The sequence below is a fragment of the Gemmatimonadaceae bacterium genome, from assembly GCA_019637445.1.
Lineage (GTDB): Bacteria > Gemmatimonadota > Gemmatimonadetes > Gemmatimonadales > Gemmatimonadaceae > Pseudogemmatithrix.
Map to the genome: position 1 here is coordinate 18,804 of JAHBVS010000005.1, position 24,280 is coordinate 43,083.

Here is a 24,280-nt window from a genome sequence, read left to right on the forward strand (position 1 = left end):
ATATCCTCCCAATCGCGCTTTCGGCAAACATGAATCCGGATTCATCTTTCGCGAAACTGAGAAAAGTGGAAGTCCGCGCGGCTTCCGCTCGGTCGAATGGGCTGCGGGCTGTGGGTTGCGGGTTGCGGTCGCGGGGTAGCGGCTGCGGGTAGCGGGTGCGCGGTGGCGGGCGTGCGGTCTCGCCGATCGATACGCCTCTCCGTTCGCCGCCCGCCGTCACCGGCCACCGTCATCCGGCCCTGCCGCTCAGACCGGCGTCGGCGTCGGCATCCGCGGAAACGCCAGCGCCCGATCCACCTCACGGTGCGCGGCAATCAGCCGCTCCACCTGCTCCGAGACGTCTTCGGCGATTCCCAGGTGCGTGGTGAGGTGCTGGACTGACAGCGACCCGGCGTGCAGCCGCAGCAGCTTCAATCGAATCGCCTCCAGCGCGCCAATCGCCTCGCCAAGCTTGGCGTGCAGTTCGTCGCGCGCCTCGCGGACGTCCGTGTACTCCTCGCCGGCCGCGGCCTCACCGGCCGCCGTGAGCGCGTCCGCGAGTTCGTCGTGGCGCAGCCGCAGGGCCTGGGCGTCCTCCTGGAGGCGCTTGAGGATCGCGGGCAACTCGGCCAGGTCCTGCCGTGCAGGCTTCGGCAGCGACTCGTACAACTGCTCGGCGGCCATCCCCAACGAGAGCTCCGTGGCACGGTGCGTGACGGCGGAGAGCGGCGTCTCCTTGCCCAGCGTACGACGCGCAACGGCGAACAGGAAACGCCCAAAGCGCCCCGTCCAGCGATTCGCCCAGAACTCCGTGTCCACGTCTCGTCGGCCGCCCGCCATCGCAAATTCGGTCAGCTTGGCCAGCATCGCGGTACCCGCGGCGAGGATCGGCGTCACGCCCACGGCGTTGATCCACGCGAAGCCCAGGCGCGGACCGAGCAGCATCGGCGCGAGGATCCAACTGGCAACACCAACCGCGAACACGCCTCCGGCCACGCGCGCAGTCGTTGGGAGCAAGCGCTCGAAGACGCCCGGTGGCTTTGACCTGCCCGTGGCGGCCAACTCTTCCCGTGCCCGCTCGGCCTCCGACTCGAAGGCCGGCCGCAGGTCCTGGTGCGCGAAGCCCTGTCGCAGCAATCGCCGCGCCTGCATCACGAGGTAGGCCGTCGGCGTGACGATGCCGGCCAGCGCGAGCGTCCCGAAGCCGGCGACCGAACCGAGGGCGGCCGACACCACCACCGCAATCGGCGCGACCAGGAAGGCGCCCACCAGCGTGCCGCCACCGTCCAGTCGCCCGGTGCGCTTCACGAAGGCGCGCAGGGCCGCCGGCACCTCCCGCCGGTGCTCCAGCGCCACGCCGAGCTGCTCAGCCAAGGCCTGCGCGCTCTCGGGTCGCTGCTGCCGCTCCTTCTGCAGGCAGCGGTCCACCAAGGCCGAGAGCCTACGCGGCACGCCGACCCCGAGTGAGGTCAACGGCGGCGCGGGCTCGGTCACCTGCTTCGCCAACACCTCGGTAGGCGTCGTCCCCTCAAACGGGAACCGACCGGAGAACGCGAAGAAGGCCGTGGCGCCGAGTCCGTAGAGATCGCTGCGCGCGTCAAGCGACTCGCCCATCGCCTGTTCGGGGCTCATGAACTCCGGCGTGCCGACGATGCCTTCGTCGGGTGCATCATCAAACGCGGCCGCGATACCGAAGTCCGCGACCAGCACGCGGCCCGTGGCATTCTCCAGCAGGATGTTGTCCGGCTTCACATCGCGATGCACGAGCCCCTGCGCGTGCGCATAGGCCAGCGCCCAGGCGGCTTCGCGCCAGACGCGCGCGCCTTCCGTCGCCGGCAGCGGCCCGCGCGTGCGGACGCGCTCGGCCAGCGTCACGCCGTCCACAAACGCCATCACGAAGTAGACGAAGTCCGCCGCCTCGCCAACCGCGTGGATGGGGATGATGTTCGGGTGCGACAGCTTGGCGGCGAGCCGCGCCTCGCGCAGGAAGCGCTCGCGCAGGCCGGGCACGGCGCTGCGCTCGGGCGGCAGCAGCTTGATGGCCACCAAGCGATCGAGGTGTACCTCGCGGGCGAGGTATACCACACCCATTCCGCCGCGGCCGAGCTCGCGGTCGAGCGAGTACTGGCCGGCCAGCGCTTCCTGGACGTCGAGGAACAGCGGGTCGATGGGGCCGACAGGGCTGCGCGCCATCCCATAAGTATGCCACGCCGTGGCCGCGCGGCCAGAGGGTCGCGGGCTGCGAGACCGCCTCTCCTTGACTGTCTAGGAGAGGCCGACTACCCTTCTCCTATCCGCCATAGGAGACGCCATGCCCCCGTCCGCCGAACTGCTCGCTGGAAACCTCGACCTGGTCATCCTCAAGGCCATCTCCCTCGGCGACGTCCACGGCTATGGCGTGCTGCTGCGCATCGAACAGATCTCCGGCGGCGCGATCAATGTGCAGCAGGGCGCGCTCTACCCCGCCCTCTACCGGCTGGAGCGCCAGGGCTTGATCAGCGCCAAGTGGGGCACGTCGTCGAACAACCGCAAGGCGCGCTTCTATCGCCTGACGGCCCTGGGCCAGCGGCGATTCAAGCAGGAACTCGACGGCTGGCAGCGGCTGGTGGACGCCATCGGGCGGTCGTTGAGCGCCACGCCGCAGTCGGTCTGAGATGCTCGGCCTTCCGGAGTGGCTGTCGCCGACCGCTGTCGTGGCGAAGCTTCGCGCGCTCTACCGCGGGCTTCGTCAGCGCGAGAGCCTTGAGTCGGAGATGGAAGCTGAGTTCGCGCACCACATCGCGGCGCGCACGGCGGACCTTGAGGCAGAGGGCCTGAGTCCCGCCGAGGCAGCGGCCCGTGCGCGTAGCGAGTTCGGCCACGCCAATACGCATCGCGCCGACGCGCGCGAGGCGATGGGACTGTCGTCCATCGCCGAGATCCGCTTCTCGTGGTTGGACCTCAAGATGGCGGTTCGCCTGCTGCGCAAGTATCCGATGCTCAATCTGGCGGCGGTGTTCGCGCTGGCGGTGGGCATCCCGGTCGGCGTGGCGCCCTCGCACGTGGCCCGCGCACTCAGCGCGCCGCTGCCGGGCGATACGGACAATCGCATTCGCGCCGTGCGGCTCTGGGATCCCTTGTCCTCGAGCGTTGCGCCGAGTTGGGAGGAGCAGTTCGAGCACTGGTCCACCTCGTTGCGGTCTTTCTCGACGATGGCGGCCTTCCAGGCGACTGTCGTCAACGTCGGGCCGGTCGATGGACGCGCCACCCCCTTCGCGGGCGCACGCGTGAGCCCCATCGTGTTCCAGATGCTCGGGGCGCGCACGATGCACGGCCGCCTGTTCGACAGCGGCGACTTCGCGCCCGACGCGCCCGACGTCGTCGTGATCGGTGATGACGTCTGGGCTTCCCAGTTTGGCCGCGACCCGGGAATCCTTGGTCGCAGCATCCGCGTGGGTGCCGCGGTGCATCAAGTGGTGGGCGTCATGCCGGCTGGCTTTGCGTTCCCGTCATCGCAGTCACTGTGGCTTCCCTTGCGTGGGGCCGGAGCCGGTGACCTCCGCAGTCGCCTGCAGATCATCGGCCGCCTCGCTGAGGGCGTTACCGCGGAGCGCGCTCAGCTGGAACTCGACGCCCTCGGGCCCGCGCCGCAGCGTGTCGCCGAGGACCTGGACGAGACGCGCACACGGGAACGCCTGCGAGCAGAGGTCGTGCCCTTTGGCCTGCTCTACCTCGGACTCCCGGCCGGCGGCCTCAAGGCCCTGCCCGAGTATCGCTTCGTGCAGCTCATCATGGTGACGCTGCTGCTTGTGGCCTGCGGCAACGTGGCGATGCTCGTCTTCGCGCGCACGGCGACGCGGCTCCGGGAGTTGGCGATTCGCACGGCACTCGGGGCCAGCCGCGTGCGCATCGTGTCCCAGGTCTTTGTTGAAACGCTGGTGCTCGCCGTGGCGGGCGCGGGCGTCGGATTGCTCGCCGTGCAGTGGACGCTCAGTCACGTGAACCTCGCGGCGATCGCGGGGGAGAACGCCCTGCCCTATTGGCTGTCGCTCGACCTCACGCGCACGACCGTGCTGAGCGCGCTCGCCTTCGCGGTCGTCAGCGCGACGCTGGCAGGCGTACTGCCGGCCATCACGATCACTGGCCGCGCGATTGCGGCGCACATCGGCGGCGTGGCGCGTCTGCGCTTTGGCAAGCTGATCGGCGGCCTCATCGTCGCGGACATCGCCGTGTCCATCGCCGCCGTTGGGATGGCCTTTGCCGTGTCCGGCCACGCGCTGGATCTGCGCGGTGCGGATCTGGCCAGCGGAGTCCCTGCCAGTGAGTACCTCGCGGTGGAGCTGCGATTGCCGCCGGAGGGCGCGCGCACGCAGCGCGCCTTCATCGCGGCGCTGGCGGCCGAGCCCGGCGTGCGCGCCGTGACCAGCGGCGACGCGCTGCCGCGGATGGAGCACGCCTCGCGCCCGTTCGAACTCGACGCCCGCGATGCCGACGCCGACGGTCGCCGCCGCTGGACACGCGTCGCGCGCGTGGACGTCGACTACTTCACGGCGCTCGAGAGTCCGGTCCTTCGAGGGCGCGGCTTTGCCACCATGGACGCCGATGGCAGCTCACGAGTGGCCATCGTCAATACGGCATTCGTGGACCGTGAGCTCGGCGGCGGCGACGCGCTCGGACGTCGCGTGCGCTTCCCACTGCGCGCCGGGCTGGGGGATGCCGATTGGTACGACATCATCGGCGTGGTCGGACACCTTGGCGTGAACGTGCTCAGTCCCGACCACGGGGCGGCGGTCTACCTGCCGGCGGACGTAGGGACCACCAATCCCCTGCAGGTCGCCATCCACGCGGCCGTGCCGCCGCTCGGTCTCGTGCCGCGCGTGCGTGAGATCGCGGCGAGCACGGACCCCGACCTCATCGTGGGACGAGTCGCTGTACTCAGCGACCTGCGCCAGGGCGACTGGTACCTCGTGATGGGAGTCGCGCTCGGTCTTGTGCTGCTCGCGGCCGTGCTCGTTGCATTGGCTACGTCAGGGCTCTACGCCATGCTCTCGCTGGCCGTCACCGAGCGCACGCGAGAGATCGGCATCCGCGCCGCGCTCGGCGCCACGCGACGGAGCCTGCTCCTGACGATCCTGCGGCGTCCGCTCACGCAGATGGGGATCGGGGCGCTCATCGGCCTGCCCTTGGCCGCGCGGTTCGTCTTCGAACTCAACGCGAGCGATGGCAACGGGTCCGTGCTGCGCTCGTTGGCGCTGGCGCTGGGGCTGGCTGGGACGCTGGTTGCGCTGGTGGCCGTGGTGTCCTGTTTGACGCCGATGCGCCGGATCCTAGCGATCGAGGCAAGCGAGGCGATGCGGGCGGACGGCTAGGGGGTGCGCGTTACGGTGGTCATGGGACCACACCATCGCCTGCATCAACGACGCATGCCAGTTCCTGGCTCCACGCGTGCGAGCCTCGCCAAGTACCACCCGTCCTCATCCTGGCGCACCGATGCAATCACCCAGGGCTCGACCACAAGTGCGTACCAGTCTTCAAGGATCCGTTCGGCAACCACCCGTGCTGTGTTCGGGTCAACCACAATGAGCACGCTGCCCCACACCTTGCCGCGCTCAACAATGGGGAACGTGGTGCCGCCGCCCTCGAGGGCCGGGCGCTCGGGTCCGAGGCCTTCCTGCCAGTTCGTCCTCGGCACCTCGAGAAGGATCCACAGCAGACCTGACGAGTCCGCCCAGAATCCTCGAGTCGTGGGTGACGGCGCTCGATCCGGCAACGCTCGCTGATAGGTCTCGTAGGGCGCAAAGTGAGGCGTCTCAATGAGGATTCGCCGTCGAAGGCTGCCAGGGCCCACCCAATCGTGTACCTCGAGCCTGTAGAGTTCCGGCATACTCAAGAACCCGCCCTCGGCACCCGGAACCACCAGGTATCGCGTTCGCTGCTGCCGCGTGATGCTGTCCCCGAACGCCAGCAGTCGACGGCCGTCGCGGGCGAAGTGGTACAACTCAGACGTGCCGTGAAACGGATCCTTGCTGATGACGAAGGTCCCGTCCTTCAGTTCGACGAGATTGAACGGGCTCTCCATCCAGGCCACCGTACGCAACGGGTTGAGATCCCGATCGAGCACCGCCAAGCGCGACGTGTCAAAGATGAGGACCGTGTCGCCGCTGACGTGCACGATGTCTGGGCTCCGATACTCCCCGGGCCCGTCCCCTTTGCGTCAGGCCACCAATGCGAAGGCCCGCACGAGCCCCCAGATGCGCCGCGGCAAGCTCCCGCACCGCATCTTCAACGAGAGGTCCGGAAGCTGCGAGGACGGCATCACGTTCACTTCTTCTTCGCCGCCGCCTTCTTCGCCAGCGCCGGCCCGGGCAGGATTGTCTCACCCCGCGCCAGCATCGCCACCAAGTCGGCGATCTTCTTCTTCCGCCCCGCGTCCGTCTTCATGTTGTTCACGCGGAACGTCAGCGCAAAAAGATTGCCTTTCCGCAGCGTGCCGAACTTGGCGCGAGCTCGCGCATTCTTCCCAATCGCCGCACGCAGGTCCGCCGGCACTGTTGCGTGCGACGCCGCGCGGATCGGCGCATAAGCCGCCGCCCAGCGCCCATCGGCTTCCGCCGCCGCCACGTGCCGCTCCCCGTGCTCCGTCATGCGCTTCGCCGCACGCAGTCGAGCCACGTGCCCCTGATTCACCTGACTCCAGATGCTCTTCGCCTTCCGCGGCGTGAAGCGCTGCACGAACGATTCCTCATCGTGCCCTTTGCGGAGCCCGTCGATCCAGCCCCAGCACAAGGCGACGTCTAGCGCCTCCTGGTACGTCACCGTCGGCTTGCCCGTGGCCTTCTTGTAGATCCTCAGCCAGAGCTCGGTCACGCGGTTGTGGTTCCTCGAGAGCCACAACTCAAACGCCGCCTCCGACCGGAAGCCGCGGATGTTCTTGGGGTTGGGGACGACTGGCGGCACGGCGGCTCCTTGAATCGAGCCACAAGTTTGCCCCACTTGGACACACCGGAGCAAGCCTGCTTTCCACGCAATTTCCGGGTCGCGCCCGCGGCCGTAAGGGAACTACGGGCAGGGCCGTGACGTCCGGCACTGTCGCTGCGTGACGCAGCGACCTTGCGGCCCCTGATACCGCCCCGTAGCGTGGTGGCGCGTCGGTTCGCCACCCCAACCCCAGGTGCCCTCTCGTGCCGGTCTCGCGTCTGTGCCCCCTCGCATTCTCGCGTGGCGCAGTGGCTGGCGCCTTCCTGTTCGTCGCCTGTAAGGACAATACGGGTCTCCGTCGCCCGCCGATCGATCAAGTGGTGCCGGGCCAGACCGTCGAGACGGTCGTCGGAAGCGCGGGCGGTACGGTCTCGCTGCTGACCACCGAAGGCGCACGCTTCGACCTCGACCTTCCCAATGCCGCGCTTGGGGAGAACACCACGATCCGGCTCAGCACCGTCGCCACGACCGGTGACCAGATCTTCCATCTTCGGCTCGCCCCGGCGGGACTGTTGCTGGCCGATGGCCGCGAGGCCGTGCTGACCGTCGCCGTTCCCGGGTCCAGTGGATTCCCCGCAACGGGCGCTGTGCTCTACGATGGCGTGCCGCTGGCTCTCGAACGGCTCGGCGACGGTCGCGTCCGACTCCGGCTGACGGCGTTCGCGGACGAGCCGCCACCAGGGCTTCGCGACGGCGGTGGGCCGGCAGTGCTCGACGCCCAGCAGGCCGCGAGCACAGCGCCGCTGTGCAACGGCGGTCCCTCGAGCGGCACCTTCGCCTCCGGTGGGCTGATTGCCGTCTCACAGCTGGAACTGTTGATCTACGGCAACTGCATGGTCGCGGCCGTGCAGCGCCTGGCCAGCTCGGGCGCGCACGCGGACGCCATTCGTGCGGCACTCTCCGCCGCTGCCCTGCTGCAGGGTGCCGGACAGCAGCCTGGGTCGAGCGTGGACGCCGCGCAGTTCATCACCACCGCCAGCGGGATTGCCTGCACGGCGTATCGCCAGGTGCTCGATGCCGCGTCGACCGCGACCGTGACGACCTTCGGCACGGTGCAGGCGGTGGTACGGCCGGTGCTCTTCTGGGAGCAGGTGGTGCAGCAGCTGGGTACGACCTGCGCGAATGTCGGTGCAACGGAGTACCAGACGGTGGTGATCGCGAAGACGGACCAGGCCATCGCGTTCTACGAATCGCAGCACGGCCCGTCGGCAATGGCGGGGCTGCGTGCCCTGCCGGTCGGCCCCGCGAGCGCAGCGATCACCGATGTCGGCAGCCCGGAGTACGCGCAGGCCCTGGCCGAGGCCCGCAGCAACCGGACGCTGGTGCAGCAGGTGCAGACCGTTCCCGCCGGCGCCGCCGTGAAGACCTTCGCGCGCGCGCAGATGCGCGATCGCGCGCAGCCCGAACTGCTGCAGGCCATGCTCGAGGCGCCGTGGCGCCAGTGCCGTGAGACCGGCAGCTACAATGCGCTCATCGAGCTGATGGAGCCGATGGACCACGCGGAGGAGATCCAGGAGGCGGCCCAGTATTGCGGGACCCTGCTCGCCGCCGAGTCGCGTGATGGCAACGGCGGCGTCCTCGAGAGCCTGTCCCCCTCGCTCGGGGGCGTCTCGGCCATCGAGGTGCGCGCCGCGGGCGCCTTGCGGATCGAGACCAACGGCGTCGTGCGCCTCAGCGGTCCCATTCGGGCGCTACAGTGTCCGGTCGGCGCCATCGGAGGCAGTGAGCAGCTGCAACTACGCCTCAACAGCACCGTGCTGCAATCGATCACCGCCGTTCCGTACCTGGCCAACGTGTTGGAGCTCGATGTTGCCCAGTCCCTGCAGGCAGCCGGCATCGACGCCCAGCAGTTCACGCAGGCCACGCTCGGCCTGTATCGCGTGGGCAGCCCCTGTGGCGGATACTGGGGCGAGGCCCCGGCTCCGCTGCTCGCCGTGACCCTGCAGCGCGGTATCTGCGTGCCGGCGGAGGGGATGGATCACTGCATGACGGTGCTGAAGGATGCCGCCAATCCGCAGCGCCTCCTACAGAACCCGATCGCCATCAGCGACCAGAATGGCTACGTGTTGCTCGGGACCTCGGATGGATTGGCCGTCTGGCACAAGGGGGCGACTACCCTGGCACCGAGTCTCTTCAACCCGCCCGGCACGAGTGAGTTTGCCAACTTCGCGTCGATTGCGGATAACGGGGCTGTTGCGGGAGTGCTCTGGGACACGGAGTACCCGCCGAACTCATTCATGCCGGCGCTCTGGGGACCGAACACGCCCCTGCGCTCACTCCTGGCGCAGCCCATCACGTTCCTCGAGCCAGTGCTGTCCTGGCTCGGGAACAACACGACCATCACTCGGACTCCGCTCTCCGTCACCATTTCTCCGCAAGGTCGCGCGACCTTTACGATCTACGAGAGCGTGAACGCGTGGCCTGCCTCGGACATCGGCTTCTGCGGGACCGTCCAGACCGGGGGCGGTCCACAGCTCGATTGCGCGCGCTACCGCCGCTTTGAGGCACTGGCGAGCGGGGCTGGCCTCGCGTCGCAGGAGCAGGAGATTGCCGCTCCGAACACCGGGGCGATGAATGTGGTGTTGTTCGACGGTGGCACCGGTGTGGGGCGCTACGGTTATCTCGACAGCCTCGCTGCCATTGGCGGGGTCGGCGGCATCGGGGCGTACCGCCGCAAGAACCAGACATTCAGCGCGCGGGAGCTGGCGAGCGACGTCCCGGCGGTGGAGGGCCGGCGTCACGTGGCAGCAGATCGCGATGGACGTACGGTCTCCTATACCGGTTCCGTGCATCTGATTCCCGCCAGCGGCGCCGTGCCAGGCGGATGGAACATCGGTGCACTCAGCCTGGCCGGGCAGCTGCAGGTCTGCTCTCAGGACTACTCCATCACCCGTCTGCTGAAACTCAGCGACGGCAGCACGGTCATGGACGTGCCGCTCAGCACGATCACACTGGACGGCCAGTCCGTAATGGTGCAGGCCCTCTGCGGGTACGGGCCACGTGCGGTCGATAGCCTCGGCCGCATGTTGGGCGTGGGGTGGATCGAAGCCCAGCAGCGGGAGATCCCCGTGATCTTCACCCCGTCTGGCGTGCCGCTGCCGTAGGCTCGGGCAGTGGCGGTCGGGCGTGCGGGCTGCTACCGCACGTGCTGCCGGAAGAACGCCACCGTCCGCCCCCACGCCAACTTCGCCGCCGCCTCGTCATACCGCGGCGTGGTGTCGTTGTTGAACCCGTGCTGCGTGCCAGGATACAGGTGCCGTTCGTACTTCACTCCAGCCGCCTTGAGCGCCTCCTCATAGGCCGGCCAGCTCGCATTGATACGCGCATCCGTCTCGGCAGATTGGATCATCAGCGGCGCGCGGATGTTGGGCACGTCCTCCAAGTTCGGCGACGACCCATAGAACGCCACGCCAGCGGCGAGATCGGCCCCGAGCCGAGTGGCGAGGAAGTTGACCATCCCGCCGCCGTAGCAGAAGCCAACAGCCCCGATCTTCCCGTTGGTCTCGGGACGCGCACGCAGGAACGCGGACGCCGCCACGAAGTCTTCGCGGGTCTTCGCCTGGTCGAGCTTCCCGAACTGCTCGCGCGCCGCATCCTCTGTGCCGGGATACCCACCGAGCGGAAACAGCGCATCGGGCGCAAATGCCACGAATCCGTCCACTGCCAGGCGTCGCGCGATGTCCTCGATATGCGGATTGAGCCCGCGGTTCTCGTGGATCACGAGCACGCCGGGCGCGCGTCCCGCCATCTGCGCCGGCTTCGTGAAGTAGCCGCGCGCGGTCCCATACCCATTCGGCGACGGAAACTCGATGTACTCCTGCACGATGCGCGCGTCTTCCGGCTTGATCACCTGCGCCTCGAGGAACTTCGGGCTGAGTTGCTCGAGCAGCATCGCGGCGGTGACGCCGGCGGTGGCGTACTTGGCGGCGCGGTCGAGGAAGGTGCGGCGGTCGATGCCACCGTGGACGTAGGCATCGAAGAGGATCAGGAGGTCCTGATCGAAGTCGTGGGCGGTCTTTCGGGTCACGGTGAACCTCCAGGTGAGTCGTAGACGTCCCGCACATCCCGCGTGATGACCGACGACGCATCATAGGTCACGATGCAGTCATCCCACGGGAACGACGGGTCCCTGTCGAACAGACGCTTGTAGTCCTGATAGCTCCGGAGAATGATGAGCTTGCCGCCGTCCAACTGCCGCGCGAGGACGGGCGGCAGGTCGGTTTCCGGCCGGAAGAAGATGCCATCTGCCGTGCCATTGACCATCACGATGGCGTGCAGCACCGCCGGGGATTCGAAGGCAAATGGAAGCTTCCCGTACGGCGTATCCACCGTGAGGAACTCGACTTCGGTGGTATCCGGCGTCGGATTGTCCGTGAGCAGTCGGAGCGGGAAGGCGATGGGTTCACTTTGAGACATCGGCCGGCCCCTCACTTGCCCTTGGGCACTTCCGATGACTTCCCCTCCCCCTCCTCCGCCATCTTGCCCACGTACCCCGGCAACTCCACCCCCGCGATATCCCGCAACACATTCATCATCGGCGGCAGCGTCCCCGCCATCGACTGCAGGAACCCACTCGCCCCGCCCTTCCCACCCTGCCCCGCATCCCACACCACCACCTTATCGAACTTGATGTTCGAGATCGCCTTGGCCGAGGTCTCGGCCAGCGTGTCGAGATGCTCCACCATCATGAGCTGGAAGGCCTCCTTGGCCCCACCCGCCGCGGCAACGAGCTCCTTCATCGCCTCCGCCTTCTTCGACATGATCTCGTACTGGCCCCGCGCCTCGGCCTCCAGCTTCACGTAGATGGCCCGCGCCTCAGCCTCGGCGCTGATGCGCCGCTTCTCGGCCTCTGCCTCGGCCTCCACGATCGTCTTGGCCTTGGTAGCCTTCGCCACCGCCTCGAGGGCCGCACGCTGCTCGGCTTCGACCCGCTCCGCGTCCGCCAGGGCCGCGCGCGTCTTGGCCTTGGCCTCGGCCTCGCGCACCAGCGCCTCCGCCTCACGCCGGCGGGTCTCCGAGAGCTGGTAGGCCTCCGCCTCGCGCACCTGCAGCTGCGCGCGCGTGGACGCCACCAGCGCCTGCGACGCCGACTCACCCTCGAAGGCCTTCGCCTCCGCCTCGGCCACCGCGATGCGTCGGGCGCGTTCCGCGTCCTTGATGGCCGCGTCGCGCTCGAAGGCCGCCGTCTGCTCGCCGACCGACTGTTCCTTCTCCATCTCCGCAATGCGCACCAGCTTGTCGCGGTCCGCCTCGCGGGTGCCGATCTCGCGCAGCTTGAGGGCGTTGGCCACCTGCACCATCCGCTCGCGCTCGGCGTCCGCCACGCGCACCTCGCCGAGCTTCTCCTGCTCGGCCACGTCGCCGCGGGCCTGCTGCACCGCCATCGCCGCCGCCTTCTTGCCGATGGCCTCGATGTAGCCCGAGTCGTCCTTGAGGTCCGTGATGTTCACGTTGATTAGCACGAGGCCGATCTTCTTGAGCTCCGGCTCCAGCGAGGTCTGGATGCGATGCAGGAAGGCCTCGCGGTCGCGGTTGATCTCCTCGATGCGCATCGAGGCGATCACCTGGCGCAGCTGGCCGAAGATGATGTCCTGCGCCTGCCGCTTGATCTGCTCGTGCGAGAGGCCCAGCAGGCGCACCGCGGCGTTGCTGCGCAGCACCTCCTCCGTGCCGATGGCCACCGTGAACACCGAGGGCACCGCCACGCGGATGTTCTCCAGCGAGAGCGCGTCCTTGAGCGGGATGTCGATCTGGATCGGCTCCAGGCTCAGGTACGCGTACTCCTGGATGACCGGCCAGACGAAGGCGCCGCCGCCCGAGATGCAGCGGGCGGACTCATCGCCGCCCGTGCGGCCGGAGATGACGAGGATGCGATTGGCCGGGCAGCGCCGGTAGCGGCTCACGAAGAGCACCACGATGCCGCCCAGCGCGAGGGCGGCGACGGCCGGCAGGACGACGCCGAGGAAGTTGATGTTCTCCAGCATCGCGCTGATCTGCATCGGGACGAGTGAGCCGAGGGCCATCGAGGGGATCTCAGGTGGTGGGATTGGTGCGCGAGACCAACACGGTGTCTGCCGAGACGCTATCAACCACAAAGACGTCGGTGCCGGTGGGGAGATCGTCCTCGGCGGTCACCGCGTTGAGTTCCATGAAGCGATTGTGGGCATTGAGGTGGACCTTCCCCTCCCCGCTGCGGCCGCCCGGGATGCTGAGGGAGACCTTGGCGGGCGCGCCGAGGGTCATGCTGATCTTGAAGGACTTGTCCTGCTGGAGGCGATGGAGGGAGCGCATGGTGAGCGCTATGGCGACGGCTCCGGTGAAGCCTACTGCCAGCGCGATTGGCAGGGCAATCCAGGAGTTGATGCCCCATTGCATGAGGCCTAGGCCTGTGGCGCCGAAGGCTGCGGCGGCGGTGCTTAGGGCCCTTGTGGTGAACAGATCTAGGCCGTCGCCGGGGTCTAAGTCGAAGTCGTCCGCGGAGCCTAGGATTCCGCCTAGGAGTTGGAAGACTAGGACTAGGGCGCCTAGGGCGAGGAAGGTTAGGTAGAAGGTGGTCATGGGCGGTAGCGTGGTCGCACTCTGAAAGCTGGACACGGGGCCGAACGTGCGCTAGGCGATTTGCGCCGGAGTGCTCATCGAACAGCGCCTAAGTGCCCTAGGCTTGATAGGACTAGCGGCGGTAGCGACGGGACCGCAAGATGGGGGCCGACGACGCAGGCCACCGTTGCATGCTGCATTCCTTACGGAGACCCATGCCTGTACCGCCCGCGATGAAACGGCGTATTCGGCGCGTGCTTGAGACAGAAGCACCGCACCAGCTTCAAGTTGACGAGAACCTTGATGACGTAATCCTCCTCTGGCGCGCCTTCGAACGATCGTTCTCTCCTGTTGGCGTACCATACGATGCGACTTCCATAGCAAAGAAGGCTCGAGACGCGATAGAAGAGGCAATTGCGCACGTTGGAATCGGCGATCTCGAAGAGGTAAGGGAGCTCGCGCGGTTGATGCGAAAGTTCGACGGCGCTACAGACTCCACAATCGACGACTGGTTTCTACGAGACGTGGGGCCAGAAGAACTTGCCACGAGACGTCGAGAGTGGCGCCTCCGCCTCGATCGGCTCGCGGAGGCAGGGCTAGCACCGGCTAGCCGCTGGGCACCAAGAGACTCAGGTGATCTTGCTCGCGTGATTTACGCGGTAAGAAATGGAGTCCTGCACGGGAGTCTCGAGACCACGGCCGATCTCGTTCAGCGCGTTATCCCTCAAGTGCGTGCAGGGTTGATGTCCTTGTGCGTGGCGCGTGTGGCAGTTCTGGAAAAGACGACACTCGTAGGCGCCCGGGCGTACCTCTCTCGTTAGCCGAGCGCTCACTTCCATCACGATATATCTATGACGTCGTCGCTATCGCTGTCTGGAGCGAACCTGTCTGCTTTAGAGCTCTTCACAGAGGGGGCCGGATCAACTCGCATCTACCGCGGGCTGAGTGAGGCTGGTGCTCCCGTCTGCATCAAGGTCATCCCGAGAAAGAACAACGCGAAACAACTGGATACGCAGAGGCGATACTTTCTTGAGGAGAAAGCGCTCGTTAAGCAAGTCGCGCATCCTAATCTCCGTCTTCCGACGTTAGCGATTGAGCTGGATTCCGTGCGGGAGCTTGGTGCGCTAACGCCAAATGGAGCGTTCATCTTCGTCTACCCTTGGATCGAAAGATCCCTTCGAGAGCACATGGACAACGGTTGCCTTGCCCCGAGTGCGGTGCTGGAGCTGGGAGCCGCCCTGGCTAGCGGCCTCGATGCCCTTCACGGATGCAAGCCTCCCTATCTACACCGCGATGTTAAGCCGGAGAACGTCCTGGTCCCTGAAGCTGGCTACTCTCAGGCGGTCCTAAGTGATTTTGGTATCCTGAGGCGGTCGGGAGACGAGAACACAACCGCTCTCTTCAGAGGCACGCAGCGGTACATGCCACCTGAACAGTTCAAGGGCATCGAGGCGCAGGGTGTCGAGTTAGACGTCTACTCCCTCGCCCTCGTTCTCTGGGAAGCGTTGACGGGAGAGGTGCCCCTGTTTGACCCGCAACTCGACGCATTCGACCTGCTACAGCTTCGCTCGGACCCGCCCGAACTCCCGGCCCTGCGGGTGGACGGGCGCGATTGCGAATTCATGGCTGACGTATTCGAGTCGGCGCTTGCTCCGGACCCCGCCGAACGCCCCGGGTCGGCGGGAGAGCTGATAGTGCTTCTAAGGGAAGCTGCCAGTCGGGACGGGTTGCATGCACTCACCGACGACGGCTCCGGCTTCTCACTACCCGACCGATGGGAGTCCGAGGACAACAGGGCTAGCGGGGGTGCTTTCTGGGTAGAGGCGAGTTCAGAAGAGGAGAGTGAGCTCCGTAGACTCACTCCCGGAATTGAATGGAAGTACTCTCGCAAGCGCAGTGCGTGGTATACGATGGACAAGTCAACTGCACTTCGAACACCCGACATCTCACTGCGCCTCTCTGCGCCGACGAGGCCGCCGGCAACTCGAAAGATCCCAGATGGAGCGGTTCCGTTCCTGAAGCCGGTTCGCCCCAATGACAAACTGGCGCGTATCGTCGGGCCGAGTCCGCTTCCGCGAACCGAGCTCACCACGAGACTGTGGGCCTACATCAAGAGAAAGGGCCTTCAGGACAAGAAGAACAGGCGAATGATTAACGCAGACGACGCGCTACGCGATGTCTTCGGAGGAAGGAGCCAAGTCTCCATGTTTGACATGACGAAGCTCGTGAGCCGAAATCTGATCTACGATGACGAATAGGCTCCCGGCCTGCCCGTTGTAGCCTCAATTTGACGCGACCGCATCGTAAGTGACGCTCGCAATGACCGTCCGCCGGCGTGCGGTCCAGACGCTTGTCGACAGCGGGACCCACCGGGTTGTCCATCGACCGACCGAGGAGCCCCCGTGCGGACATCACGATTCACCGAATAGCGGATCGTCAGGGTCGAGGGTCGCCGCCCCAAGCGGATCGTGGCCGACCAGGCGCCCACTCCCCCGATCATAGAGGTCGTCCTAGGAAGAGGCTCGAGGCCGAGTACGGGCGCAGGGGAGTGCCGCGGCCTCCAACATCTGGCCTCATCGCGTCCCCTCAGCCGTCGAGCCCGCGAGTATCGTCCCGACATAGCTGCCTCCATCCTCTTCCTGAAACACGATATTCCGCCGAAGCATCTCGGCCTTCTTCTTGCCCCACTGCAACTGCATTGTCACCGACGGCGTGTTCGACACGATGAACGAATCCAGTCGTACCGCGGAATCGCCGAGCCGCGTCTCGATCTCCTTGACGGTCTCGTGGAACAGGATCTTCGGATCATCCCACGGCAGGTTCCGGATCCCCTTGGGGTCCACGAAAACAACGCGCTGCTTGCCGCCCTCGATCAACCACAGAATGAAGTCAGGGTGGAAGTTCCCGGCCTCGAAGAACCCCACGCCGCGCCCGCGGCTGAGATTCCGCAGCAAATAGAGCTCTCGATCCTTGAAGAATGCGCCGTTCGCGTCGTGGAAAGCCCGCAGGTCTTCCACGAACTGCCGCTCCCCCCTGTTCAAGGGCGCCGGACTAATCTCCACGATGTTCGTGTCGAGATACAGCAGCGGCTGATACAGGTGCTTCCCGAACCACACCGCCTTCATCCCCTTGAACTCCCACGGCTTCATCTCGCCCTTCGCGATCGAGGCCTTCAGTTCCTCGAGCTTGGCTACGATCTCCTCCTGCGACTTGTCGAGCAGTATGCGATGGTAGCCATCCTCCGGGGTTTCCTTCACGCCTAGGAAGTTGGGATCGTCGGTCTCCAGGTCTCGATACTCCAAGTGCGGTAGCTCCCAGTCCCGCTTCCTGAACGTGTAGTACCGCTCCACATACTTGCGCAGAAGCGCCAGCGCGATCTCTTCCCACACGCGCACCTTGTCGAACCCACTGCCCAGCAGCTCGCTGGGTGGGATCTGCAATCGGTACCAACTGGTGTCCACCAAGAGATCTGCGATGCCGGACCGCGTAATGTTCAGGTTGTACCACCCCCGCTCGGCCTTGAAACGCTCCAGTTCGAAGTACAAGCGGTCGACATCCAGAAAGGCCACGTGGCGCGCCGAGAGATGCGTCTCGTGCTTGGCAGCGTCGCCATCTCCGCCGACGAGCCCCTGCGAACCCAAGGCGCGGATCCTTGGGTACCAGTCGAGCACCAACCGGTTCTCGTGTAACTGCTTGGCCTCCGACGGCCTCGATAGGTCAGGCGGACGCACCGTGGGTACCGGCGCCAGCTTCCGGAATGCATCGCCGAACTCCGTACTCACGCCGTTGATGGTCTTCTTGAGACGCACCGTCTTGAGCTTCTGCGTGCCGAGGCTCTTGATGACCGGCAGAAGGAACTCGATGCGCTCCTCATTCGACGGAAGCCCCTCTTCCTTGAGGAAGTCGCGGAACTGGGCCATATAGTCGGCATGCACGCCGAAGATGCCCAGCGTCTCGAGCACGGCAATGTGCCGAGGCCGCTCGACACCCTGTGGCAGGTCGGTCTTGAGGCTGCGCTTGAGGCTTATATCGAATCCCTTGAGCCGCACGCCGCGCCCGAAGAGCTGGATGATCTGTGCTCCCTCGCCCTTACCGACGTTCATCAGCCCCATCGTGGACACCCGCCAACTACTCCAGCCCTCGGTGAACTTCTTGGACCCGATCAACAGGTTTACCGGTGACTCGGACGTGTTGATTCCGTGGAAGAGCGATTCGGAGAACGTGGGCTCCGCCACACTTAGGCCGTTCTCCTCGCACAACTTGAGCAGCTTCGTATCATCGCCCACGTTGATCACGCCGAATGGCGGGTTCTCAGCGCCCAGCCGCAGTGCGATCTCGCCGGTCACGCCCTTTAGGTTCTCGACATACAGCTGACCTCCCGCCGAGGCGTGAAATAGCGTCGACAGCGTCTCGTCAAAGATCTGCGCCGGGGTAAACGAGCAGGTATTCAGGTACTCGAAGCGCCGCGCGAAGATATCCTTCCCGTTGGCACCGATCAGCCCCTCGTGCAGCACGCGCCGGATGCGCTCTGTGCTGCCGGCACGGTCGGCAACGTAGCGGGCCAGGAACTTGAGGATCTCCACGATGTCCGACGCATCGCGCGTGGCCAGGCCGGCCGTCACACTGCCTCCCACGAAGATCCACAGCGGCTTCTCGATGTTGAACGGGCGAAATGCCGCGCCCAGTTCGCGAAACAGTCGCTGCTGCTGATAGAACGTCAGCAAGCAGGCCGTGAGGTACAGGTCTTGATGCGCCTGCTGGGTCCCCTCGTCGAGGTTTAGGATCTGATAGTCCTTTCCGAACCCGTCCCCGTAGAAGTACTTGTACGAGTAGTCCACCAGCGTGCTCTTGGCGTAGAGATCGGTGAGCGCCGGGCTCCCTTTGACGGCCTGTCCGAATGTGGCCGAGTATTCGAACGAGAAGCCTTTCTCGCACAGCTTCTCGCGCCTCTTCATCCAGGTGCCTTCCTTGCCACCGCTGGCGCCGCGGTGTCCCTCGTCCACCAGCACAAGGTTGTTGCCCTCGAATGCGTCGATGGCTACGGATTTCTCGCCCATCTCGTCGCGTAGGAGCGTGACCTCGAGAACCTCCACCGCCTGCCCGCTGAACAAGCCGCGCCCGTCTTTGTTGAACAGCTCCGCGGCGATTCCGGCGGCCTCAAACTCGCGAAGGTGCTGCTGCGACAGCCCCTCGTTGGGCGTGAGCAGCAGGATGCGATTGAGCTCCCGCGATCGTCCGTGCGTGGCGAGCGCGTGCTGGTACTGCAGGATGTTGGCGTGCATCAGCAGTGTCTTGCCACTGCCAGTGGCCATCCAGAATGCCAGCTTGTTGAGCTGCGGCCACGCCTCGGCGGCTTCATCGAACGGCGTGATCCGGTCGGGTTCCGGTTTGTCGGCGTTGTACGCGGCCACTTGCGCGTTCAGCGCAGCCAGCAGCGCCTTGGCGTCGGTGAAGTACCGGTCGAGGTAGATCTCCGTAAACAGCAGGCCCAGGTACTGAAAGTACTTCCAGACGATCGGGTCCTCGCCGCGCGTGATACGTCGCTCGTTGAGCCGGAGCGTGTGGCGCACGATGTTCTGGTCGTAGCGCAGCAGGTCGTCGGTGCTGAGCTGCGTGAGGTTGAAGAACTGTGCCGCAATCGCGTGGTGGAACCGGTGGACGTTGTTCTCGTCCAGCCCTTCCATCGCCTCACCCCGCAGGTGCTCGGCCAGCTCCCCGAAGCGCTTCACGTTGAAGAGCGACAGGATCCACTGGTTGAGGATTAGCTTGTATGGGAACGGGACCTGGGGCTTGGTCGTCGAGCGGCGCGTCCGAGCAGCGGGGGCCGCCGCGGTCGCCGTGCCCGAGTTGCGAGGGCGTCCTCTCGGCATCAGAGCACCTGGAACCAGCGCTTGATCTTGAGCGCCATCAGTCTGCGCCGCGTCTCCAGGAAGGAGTCGTAATCGGGGATGCCCTCTCCTAGGAGCGATTCCGGTAAGCAGTGCATCTGGAGGTTCACCCGAAGGTCGTCCTTGCTCGTGATCCCCCCATACTTCTTCGCTCCGCCATGGCACTGCGCGACCAACTCAGCGAAGTACTGTTCCGGTGACTTGTCGCCTATCGCAATGTTGATCTCGCTCTGCGCAAGCACGAAGTTGGCGATCTGATTGTACCGGCCGCGGGGGAGGCCCTGCTGCTTCAGGTGATTGCGCGGGTACACGTGGTGCACGTCGCTGCGGTTGAGCAGCAGGTCCAGCACCGTGATGTCGCGCGAGAGGAAGCCCTTGTCGCCCAGCTTCACCTGTGCCGCCTTGTAGGCGAGGAAGTACGGACTCTGGGCTGACGACGTGTCCATCAGCTGCGGAAGCATACCGGTCCAGAAGCTCTCTGGCAGTTCGTTCTCTAGGACAGATGTCGCGTACGGCACCAGTCCACGCGCCTCGACCTGACGAATATCGAAGTCAAAGGCCGTCTCGGGACTGCCGGTGTAACGCCCGCGCAGGATTGACATCGCGTACCAGCGCCGTACCAGTTGCTCGAGATCTGCCGCGGGTACGCCCTCGGCCCGGCCCTTCAGGTATATGATGTACGCAAAGTTCACGGCGTTGCGGCCGCCGATCAGGTCGCTGGTCACGAAGCCAGCCGAGCGCAGGATCATCGTGATGCGATCGAAGTGCGTCTTGTTGATGAACGCGAGGATGCCCTTCTTCAGCCGCGCGAATGACTGCTCGGCAATCGCTTCCTCGAACTGCTTGGTCTCGAAGTTTCTGCCGGACAAGAGCGCGACCAAGTCCTGCAGCTTCCCGCGTCCGAACTCCGATGTGAACGCCACGCGCAGCATATCCGTGTAGGTCGGATCGTAGATGTCGTCGTTGACATCCTTGAGCCAGCGCATCGCGGGCAGGAACTCGGACTGCGCGAACGCCTTGTCACCCTTCTCGACGCGGGACAGGAACTCCGGCGCCACGGCCAGGTGGCAGAAGTAGTCGATGGCCTTGCGGAGGAGGTTGCCGCCGTACGTCTCGTTGACGGCGATCTTCGACATCGCGAAGTCGGCCTGCGAGAGCTCGGTGCCCGCGGAGTTCACGCGGATGAAGATCTCGGTCACCGTCTCGATGTCGAGGTCATCGGCGAGCTCGATCACCCCAACGTGATTATTGATGGTCTTGCGTAGCTTCTCGATGCTCGCGAAGACTGCGTCCTGCGACACGCCGGGGTTCTTGGCACAGTAACTCGTCACCAACTGAAAGACGCTGGTGCTGGGTGCGAAGACCTCGGCCACATCCTGGATCCACGCAACATCCTTCCGGATCGCTGGGTTGGCGACCTCGAACCGCTCGTCCTGTGGGTGGAACGCAATCCGGATACGGACCGTTTCGTAATCCTTGGTTAGGACCTCGCGGCCCAGCAACGCGGCCATCAGAGCGGTGACGCGCTGTTGCCCGTCAATCAGGATGCGCTTACCCGCCGAGGGGGATCCATCCTTGAGCTTCACGGTAGGGTTTCGCCAAGCGATGAGGTAGCCCACCGGATAGCCCTGATACAGGGAATCCAGCAGGTTGCGCACCTTGGTGGCTTCCCACACGAACGGCCGCTGAATCTCGGGAATGGCGATCTCGCCCGATTTGACCCAGGTGAGAAGCGTTTCGATCGCGTGCGGCGTGACTGAGTAGCGCTGCGTAGACATTACTGTGCACGCTCCGTCCCCTCGAACATCAGGCGATGGAAGTCCTCCTCGATGAGCCGCACCTTCCAGCGGTCATCGGGCATCCTGAGGTTCTCCAGGTTGTTGCCGCCGTTCACCCAAATCACGTCGAACTCCGAGTCTTTGGCCGAGTACCCCTGCTTGGTAAACCACTCGTCGAGCACGAGGTTGTCCTGCTCCACGTCGCCGCTGAGCTTGCGCCAGATCACCAGCGCCTTGCGGCCGTCAGGGGTCGTGCCGGAGACGGTACGGAACCAGTGTGGACCAGCGGCATCCTTCTTGAGGCGCGCGTCCTTGAGCCGGAGCCGTCCTTCGCCGTCCCTCACGAAGGCCCCGCTGAACGATTGCGGTGCCGCGATGTGACGCACGGTCAGGCCGACGAGCCAGTTGAACGTCTCCAATAGGTCAACATTCACCTCACGGCTCTCGTCGGAGCCTGGGCGCTTGACCTTGAGTCGGTACGCCGTGGGATCGGTGAAGGCTTGCACGTTGAGCAGCGACTGCGAGCCGCGCGTCTCCACGTTCAGCATATAGCGGAGTACGTATTGCTCCTTGAGCCCATCCGGGCCGTGGGCCTCAGGCGAGTCGAGCAGGAGCTGCTGGGTGGCGGTGCGGCGCGTCTCGAGGTTGTTGAGCGCGTCCTCATACGACTCCAGCCGTAGCACCTTGACGATGCGAGGCGCGCGCTCGGACTCCTCAGCGTTGGGGAGGCGCCTCGGCTTGCCGTCCTTCCACTCGGGGGTGAAAGTGACCTTCTTGATGCGTGGCAGGAGAACGGCGTCGAAGTGGTCTCCCATCTCGACGAGAACAAACTTGCGGCTTCCGCCGTCCTCTCGGTTGAGGTTAATCAGGGCGTGTGCGGTAGTGCCGGATCCAGCGAAATAGTCGAGAGTGACAGTGCCGCTACCCACGCGCACGACGCGTTCAATCAGCCCCGTCGGCTTCGGGCTCGTGAATGTTGTATCTGGTAGCAGGTCACGTAGCTGCCGAATGCCATCTTGGTTGTGGCCCACTTCCTCGTGCCTCCAGATTGTTCGGGGCACTACGTCGCCGACCTCCGAGAGAAAACGCTTGTAGGCGGGAACCGCATTCGTGCCATCGCGGCCCCACCAGACACGGCCTTCCAGCTCGTTGATCTCGTGCTGTTCGCGCGAGTACGCCCACACGCGAGATCGCTGTGGCCACACGTCTTGGCCTGTGGTCGGGTTCCGAATCGCGTAGAATAAGTTCGGCCGCTCGTCCGCTGACTTGTTTGACTTGTAGTTGTCAGCCTTCCAGCGACCGCGCGGGTCCTTGTCTGGATTGCTGTACGAGGCATCCTGCGCCTCTGTGCGCGGCAGCTTTGTCGGCCGCCAGCGCTCGCGTGAGCGCGCGAACGCTACCACGAAATCGTGATCGTCGCTAAACCACTTGGCGTCGTTCGCTGGCGCGTACTTCTTCTGCCAAATGATGTTGCTCACAAAGTTTTCAGCCCCGAACGCCGAGGAGAGCAGGCTGTAGAGAAGAGCTTGCTCTCCGTCGTCGATGCTAGCGAACAGTGCTCCGTCGCTAGGGTTGAGGAGCGAGAATGCTGTGTCGGCGCGTTCGATCATCATCGATGCCCAACTCGAGTGCTGATAGCTGTCCTTGTAGGCGAATCCGTCACCGCCCGTGTTGTAGGGAGGGTCGATGTAGATGCAGGGTATCGTTCCACGGAACAGCGACTGCATCACGGAGAGCGCCTGGAAGTTCTCGCTATGGAACAGCACGCCGTCCACGTGCGCGTCCACATCGCCGAGCCCGTCCAGCAGCCGCGCAACAAAGTCCGCGTCGAAGTGCCGCGTATCCACCACCATCGACGGCTGCCCCTTGAGGAACTCCACCGCCAGCGGCACGCTATACGCCGCGGCCACCAGGTCTCCAGCGATCGAATCAATCCCACACAACCGCACCCACTCCTCACGCTGCGCTTCGTTCGCCGCGATCTCTGCGTAGAACGTCTCCGGAATCACCCCGAGCCGAACGCACCACGATGTCTCTACCACGAACTTCTTCTTGAGCCACAGCTTCTTCTGGAAGTCCTCCAGTTGCGCCAGGAAGTCGATGATCTTCCCCGCAATCCGCCGCACTACCTTGATCTTCGACAGATACTGCTCCACACGCGGCGCCGTCTCGCTCTCCACATCGTCAAGGTGCATCACCTCGCTCTTGATGTAGAAGTCGAGCTCGCGGCGCAGGAATCCACCCAGGTCCTTGTGGATGAAATAGTCGAACGTGTTGCGGTCCGAGTAGCCCTTGAGATGCTTGGCCAACACCGTGCGCTTGGGATCCTTCTCGGTGGGCGCAGGCGCCTGCAACGCCGCTACCCAGTCAGCGACCGCGGCATCGGTGCTCGCCAGCACCGCTGCTTCGGCCTCGGCGTTGAGCTCGGCCTGCTTCTTCGCATCCGGCTGGTAGGTGAAGCGCACCACGAGTTCACCATTCTCCACTGCGAGCGGCTGCTCTGCTGCCAGCTTGAAGCGACGATCCTTCCCCTCCGCCACCTTCACATTGCCGTGCTCCCCCTCGGCGGCGTCCACCAGTCGGAAGTGCACGCGCATCGGCTTCGCCTCGTCATGCGGCCGCAGCTGAAACGCGTAGTCGCGCAGGTATTCGCTGGTCTTGATGTAGTACTGGTCCTTGTTGGCCCAGTGCAGCGTCACCTCCTCGCCTTCGTACGGAATGGCGTACACCCCCGGCTTGTACACGCGCTTGGCTAGGTAGTCGCCCTCGGAGTAGTAGCGGCGGAAGAACGAGTACAGGTGGTCATACACCTCGCGCTCGAGCGTCTTCACGTCGACTGCTTCGTTGGCCAGCTTCTTTCGCAGCTCCTTCACCTTCGGTGAGGCGTCCGGCGTGAGCCCCGCCGCCTCGACGCCGGCAATGACCTTGGCCAGCTCCTTCTCGATCTCCGCCTTGTCCGCTGACTGGTACTGCGCGAAGGCCTGCTGCACGTGCGGCAACAGGTCCTCATCGAGGAACTTGGTGACTTCGGCGCTCTTGGCGTGCATAACGCGGTAGAGGCCGAAGTCCAGGTCCGGCTGGTCGAGCTGGAAGAGCTCCTGCAGCAGGGTCTTCAGCTTGGTGTACTGCTGGGTCATCGGT

14 protein-coding genes are annotated in these 24,280 nt (G+C 65.2%); 4 read left to right on the forward strand and 10 right to left on the reverse strand.

Annotated elements, in window-relative coordinates:
- Positions 1 to 246 precede the first annotated feature (246 nt).
- Positions 247 to 2,172, reverse strand: a complete 1,926-nt coding sequence (locus tag KF709_14865) for a serine/threonine protein kinase (protein MBX3175686.1) — start codon at positions 2,170 to 2,172, stop codon at positions 247 to 249.
- A gap of 118 nt (positions 2,173 to 2,290) precedes the next feature.
- Between KF709_14865 and KF709_14870 the strand changes: the two genes are divergently transcribed.
- Together KF709_14870 and KF709_14875 are read left to right on the forward strand one after the other, a co-directional pair.
- On the forward strand, positions 2,291 to 2,632 hold the full coding sequence (locus tag KF709_14870) for a PadR family transcriptional regulator (protein ID MBX3175687.1): 342 nt from the start codon (positions 2,291 to 2,293) through the stop codon (positions 2,630 to 2,632).
- 1 nt (position 2,633) lies between these two features.
- On the forward strand, positions 2,634 to 5,327 hold the full coding sequence (locus KF709_14875) for an ABC transporter permease (protein ID MBX3175688.1): 2,694 nt from the start codon (positions 2,634 to 2,636) through the stop codon (positions 5,325 to 5,327).
- Positions 5,328 to 5,371: 44 nt separating this feature from the next.
- Here the strand turns inward: KF709_14875 and KF709_14880 are convergent, their stop codons facing one another.
- Positions 5,372 to 6,130: a hypothetical protein gene (locus tag KF709_14880; protein MBX3175689.1), complete on the reverse strand. Its 759-nt coding sequence runs from the start codon at positions 6,128 to 6,130 to the stop codon at positions 5,372 to 5,374.
- Between the two features lie 149 nt (positions 6,131 to 6,279).
- Positions 6,280 to 6,915, reverse strand: coding sequence for a YdeI/OmpD-associated family protein (locus KF709_14885; protein ID MBX3175690.1), 636 nt, complete (start codon positions 6,913 to 6,915; stop codon positions 6,280 to 6,282).
- Positions 6,916 to 7,184: 269 nt separating this feature from the next.
- Between KF709_14885 and KF709_14890 the strand changes: the two genes are divergently transcribed.
- The gene (locus KF709_14890; GenBank protein MBX3175691.1) at positions 7,185 to 10,040 is read left to right on the forward strand and encodes a hypothetical protein; all 2,856 of its coding nucleotides are present in this window, start codon (positions 7,185 to 7,187) and stop codon (positions 10,038 to 10,040) included.
- 32 nt (positions 10,041 to 10,072) lie between these two features.
- Here the strand turns inward: KF709_14890 and KF709_14895 are convergent, their stop codons facing one another.
- From KF709_14895 to KF709_14910, 4 genes are read right to left on the reverse strand one after another with little or no spacing between them, the layout of a single operon-like run.
- Positions 10,073 to 10,963: a dienelactone hydrolase family protein gene (locus KF709_14895; GenBank protein ID MBX3175692.1), complete on the reverse strand. Its 891-nt coding sequence runs from the start codon at positions 10,961 to 10,963 to the stop codon at positions 10,073 to 10,075.
- Complete coding sequence (locus KF709_14900; GenBank protein MBX3175693.1) at positions 10,960 to 11,352, reverse strand: hypothetical protein; 393 nt, start codon at positions 11,350 to 11,352, stop codon at positions 10,960 to 10,962. The genes KF709_14895 and KF709_14900 overlap by 4 nt, the downstream gene beginning before the upstream one ends.
- A gap of 11 nt (positions 11,353 to 11,363) precedes the next feature.
- On the reverse strand, positions 11,364 to 12,959 hold the full coding sequence (locus tag KF709_14905) for a hypothetical protein (GenBank protein MBX3175694.1): 1,596 nt from the start codon (positions 12,957 to 12,959) through the stop codon (positions 11,364 to 11,366).
- A gap of 10 nt (positions 12,960 to 12,969) precedes the next feature.
- Positions 12,970 to 13,494: a hypothetical protein gene (locus KF709_14910; protein MBX3175695.1), complete on the reverse strand. Its 525-nt coding sequence runs from the start codon at positions 13,492 to 13,494 to the stop codon at positions 12,970 to 12,972.
- An 830-nt stretch (positions 13,495 to 14,324) separates the two neighbouring features.
- On the opposite strand from KF709_14910, the gene KF709_14915 reads away from it, so the two are divergent.
- Positions 14,325 to 15,731, forward strand: a complete 1,407-nt coding sequence (locus tag KF709_14915) for a protein kinase (protein ID MBX3175696.1) — start codon at positions 14,325 to 14,327, stop codon at positions 15,729 to 15,731.
- 315 nt (positions 15,732 to 16,046) lie between these two features.
- Here the strand turns inward: KF709_14915 and KF709_14920 are convergent, their stop codons facing one another.
- Genes KF709_14920 through KF709_14930 form a run of 3 tightly spaced genes read right to left on the reverse strand, consistent with a single transcriptional unit; the run spans position 16,047 to position 24,276 of the window.
- The gene (locus KF709_14920; GenBank protein MBX3175697.1) at positions 16,047 to 19,343 is read right to left on the reverse strand and encodes a DEAD/DEAH box helicase family protein; all 3,297 of its coding nucleotides are present in this window, start codon (positions 19,341 to 19,343) and stop codon (positions 16,047 to 16,049) included.
- Complete coding sequence (locus KF709_14925) at positions 19,343 to 21,139, reverse strand: DUF262 domain-containing protein (protein ID MBX3175698.1); 1,797 nt, start codon at positions 21,137 to 21,139, stop codon at positions 19,343 to 19,345. The genes KF709_14920 and KF709_14925 overlap by 1 nt, the downstream gene beginning before the upstream one ends.
- Positions 21,139 to 24,276, reverse strand: coding sequence for a site-specific DNA-methyltransferase (locus tag KF709_14930; GenBank protein ID MBX3175699.1), 3,138 nt, complete (start codon positions 24,274 to 24,276; stop codon positions 21,139 to 21,141). Before KF709_14930 ends, KF709_14925 begins: the two co-directional genes overlap by 1 nt.
- Between the last annotated feature and the right edge of the window lie 4 nt (positions 24,277 to 24,280).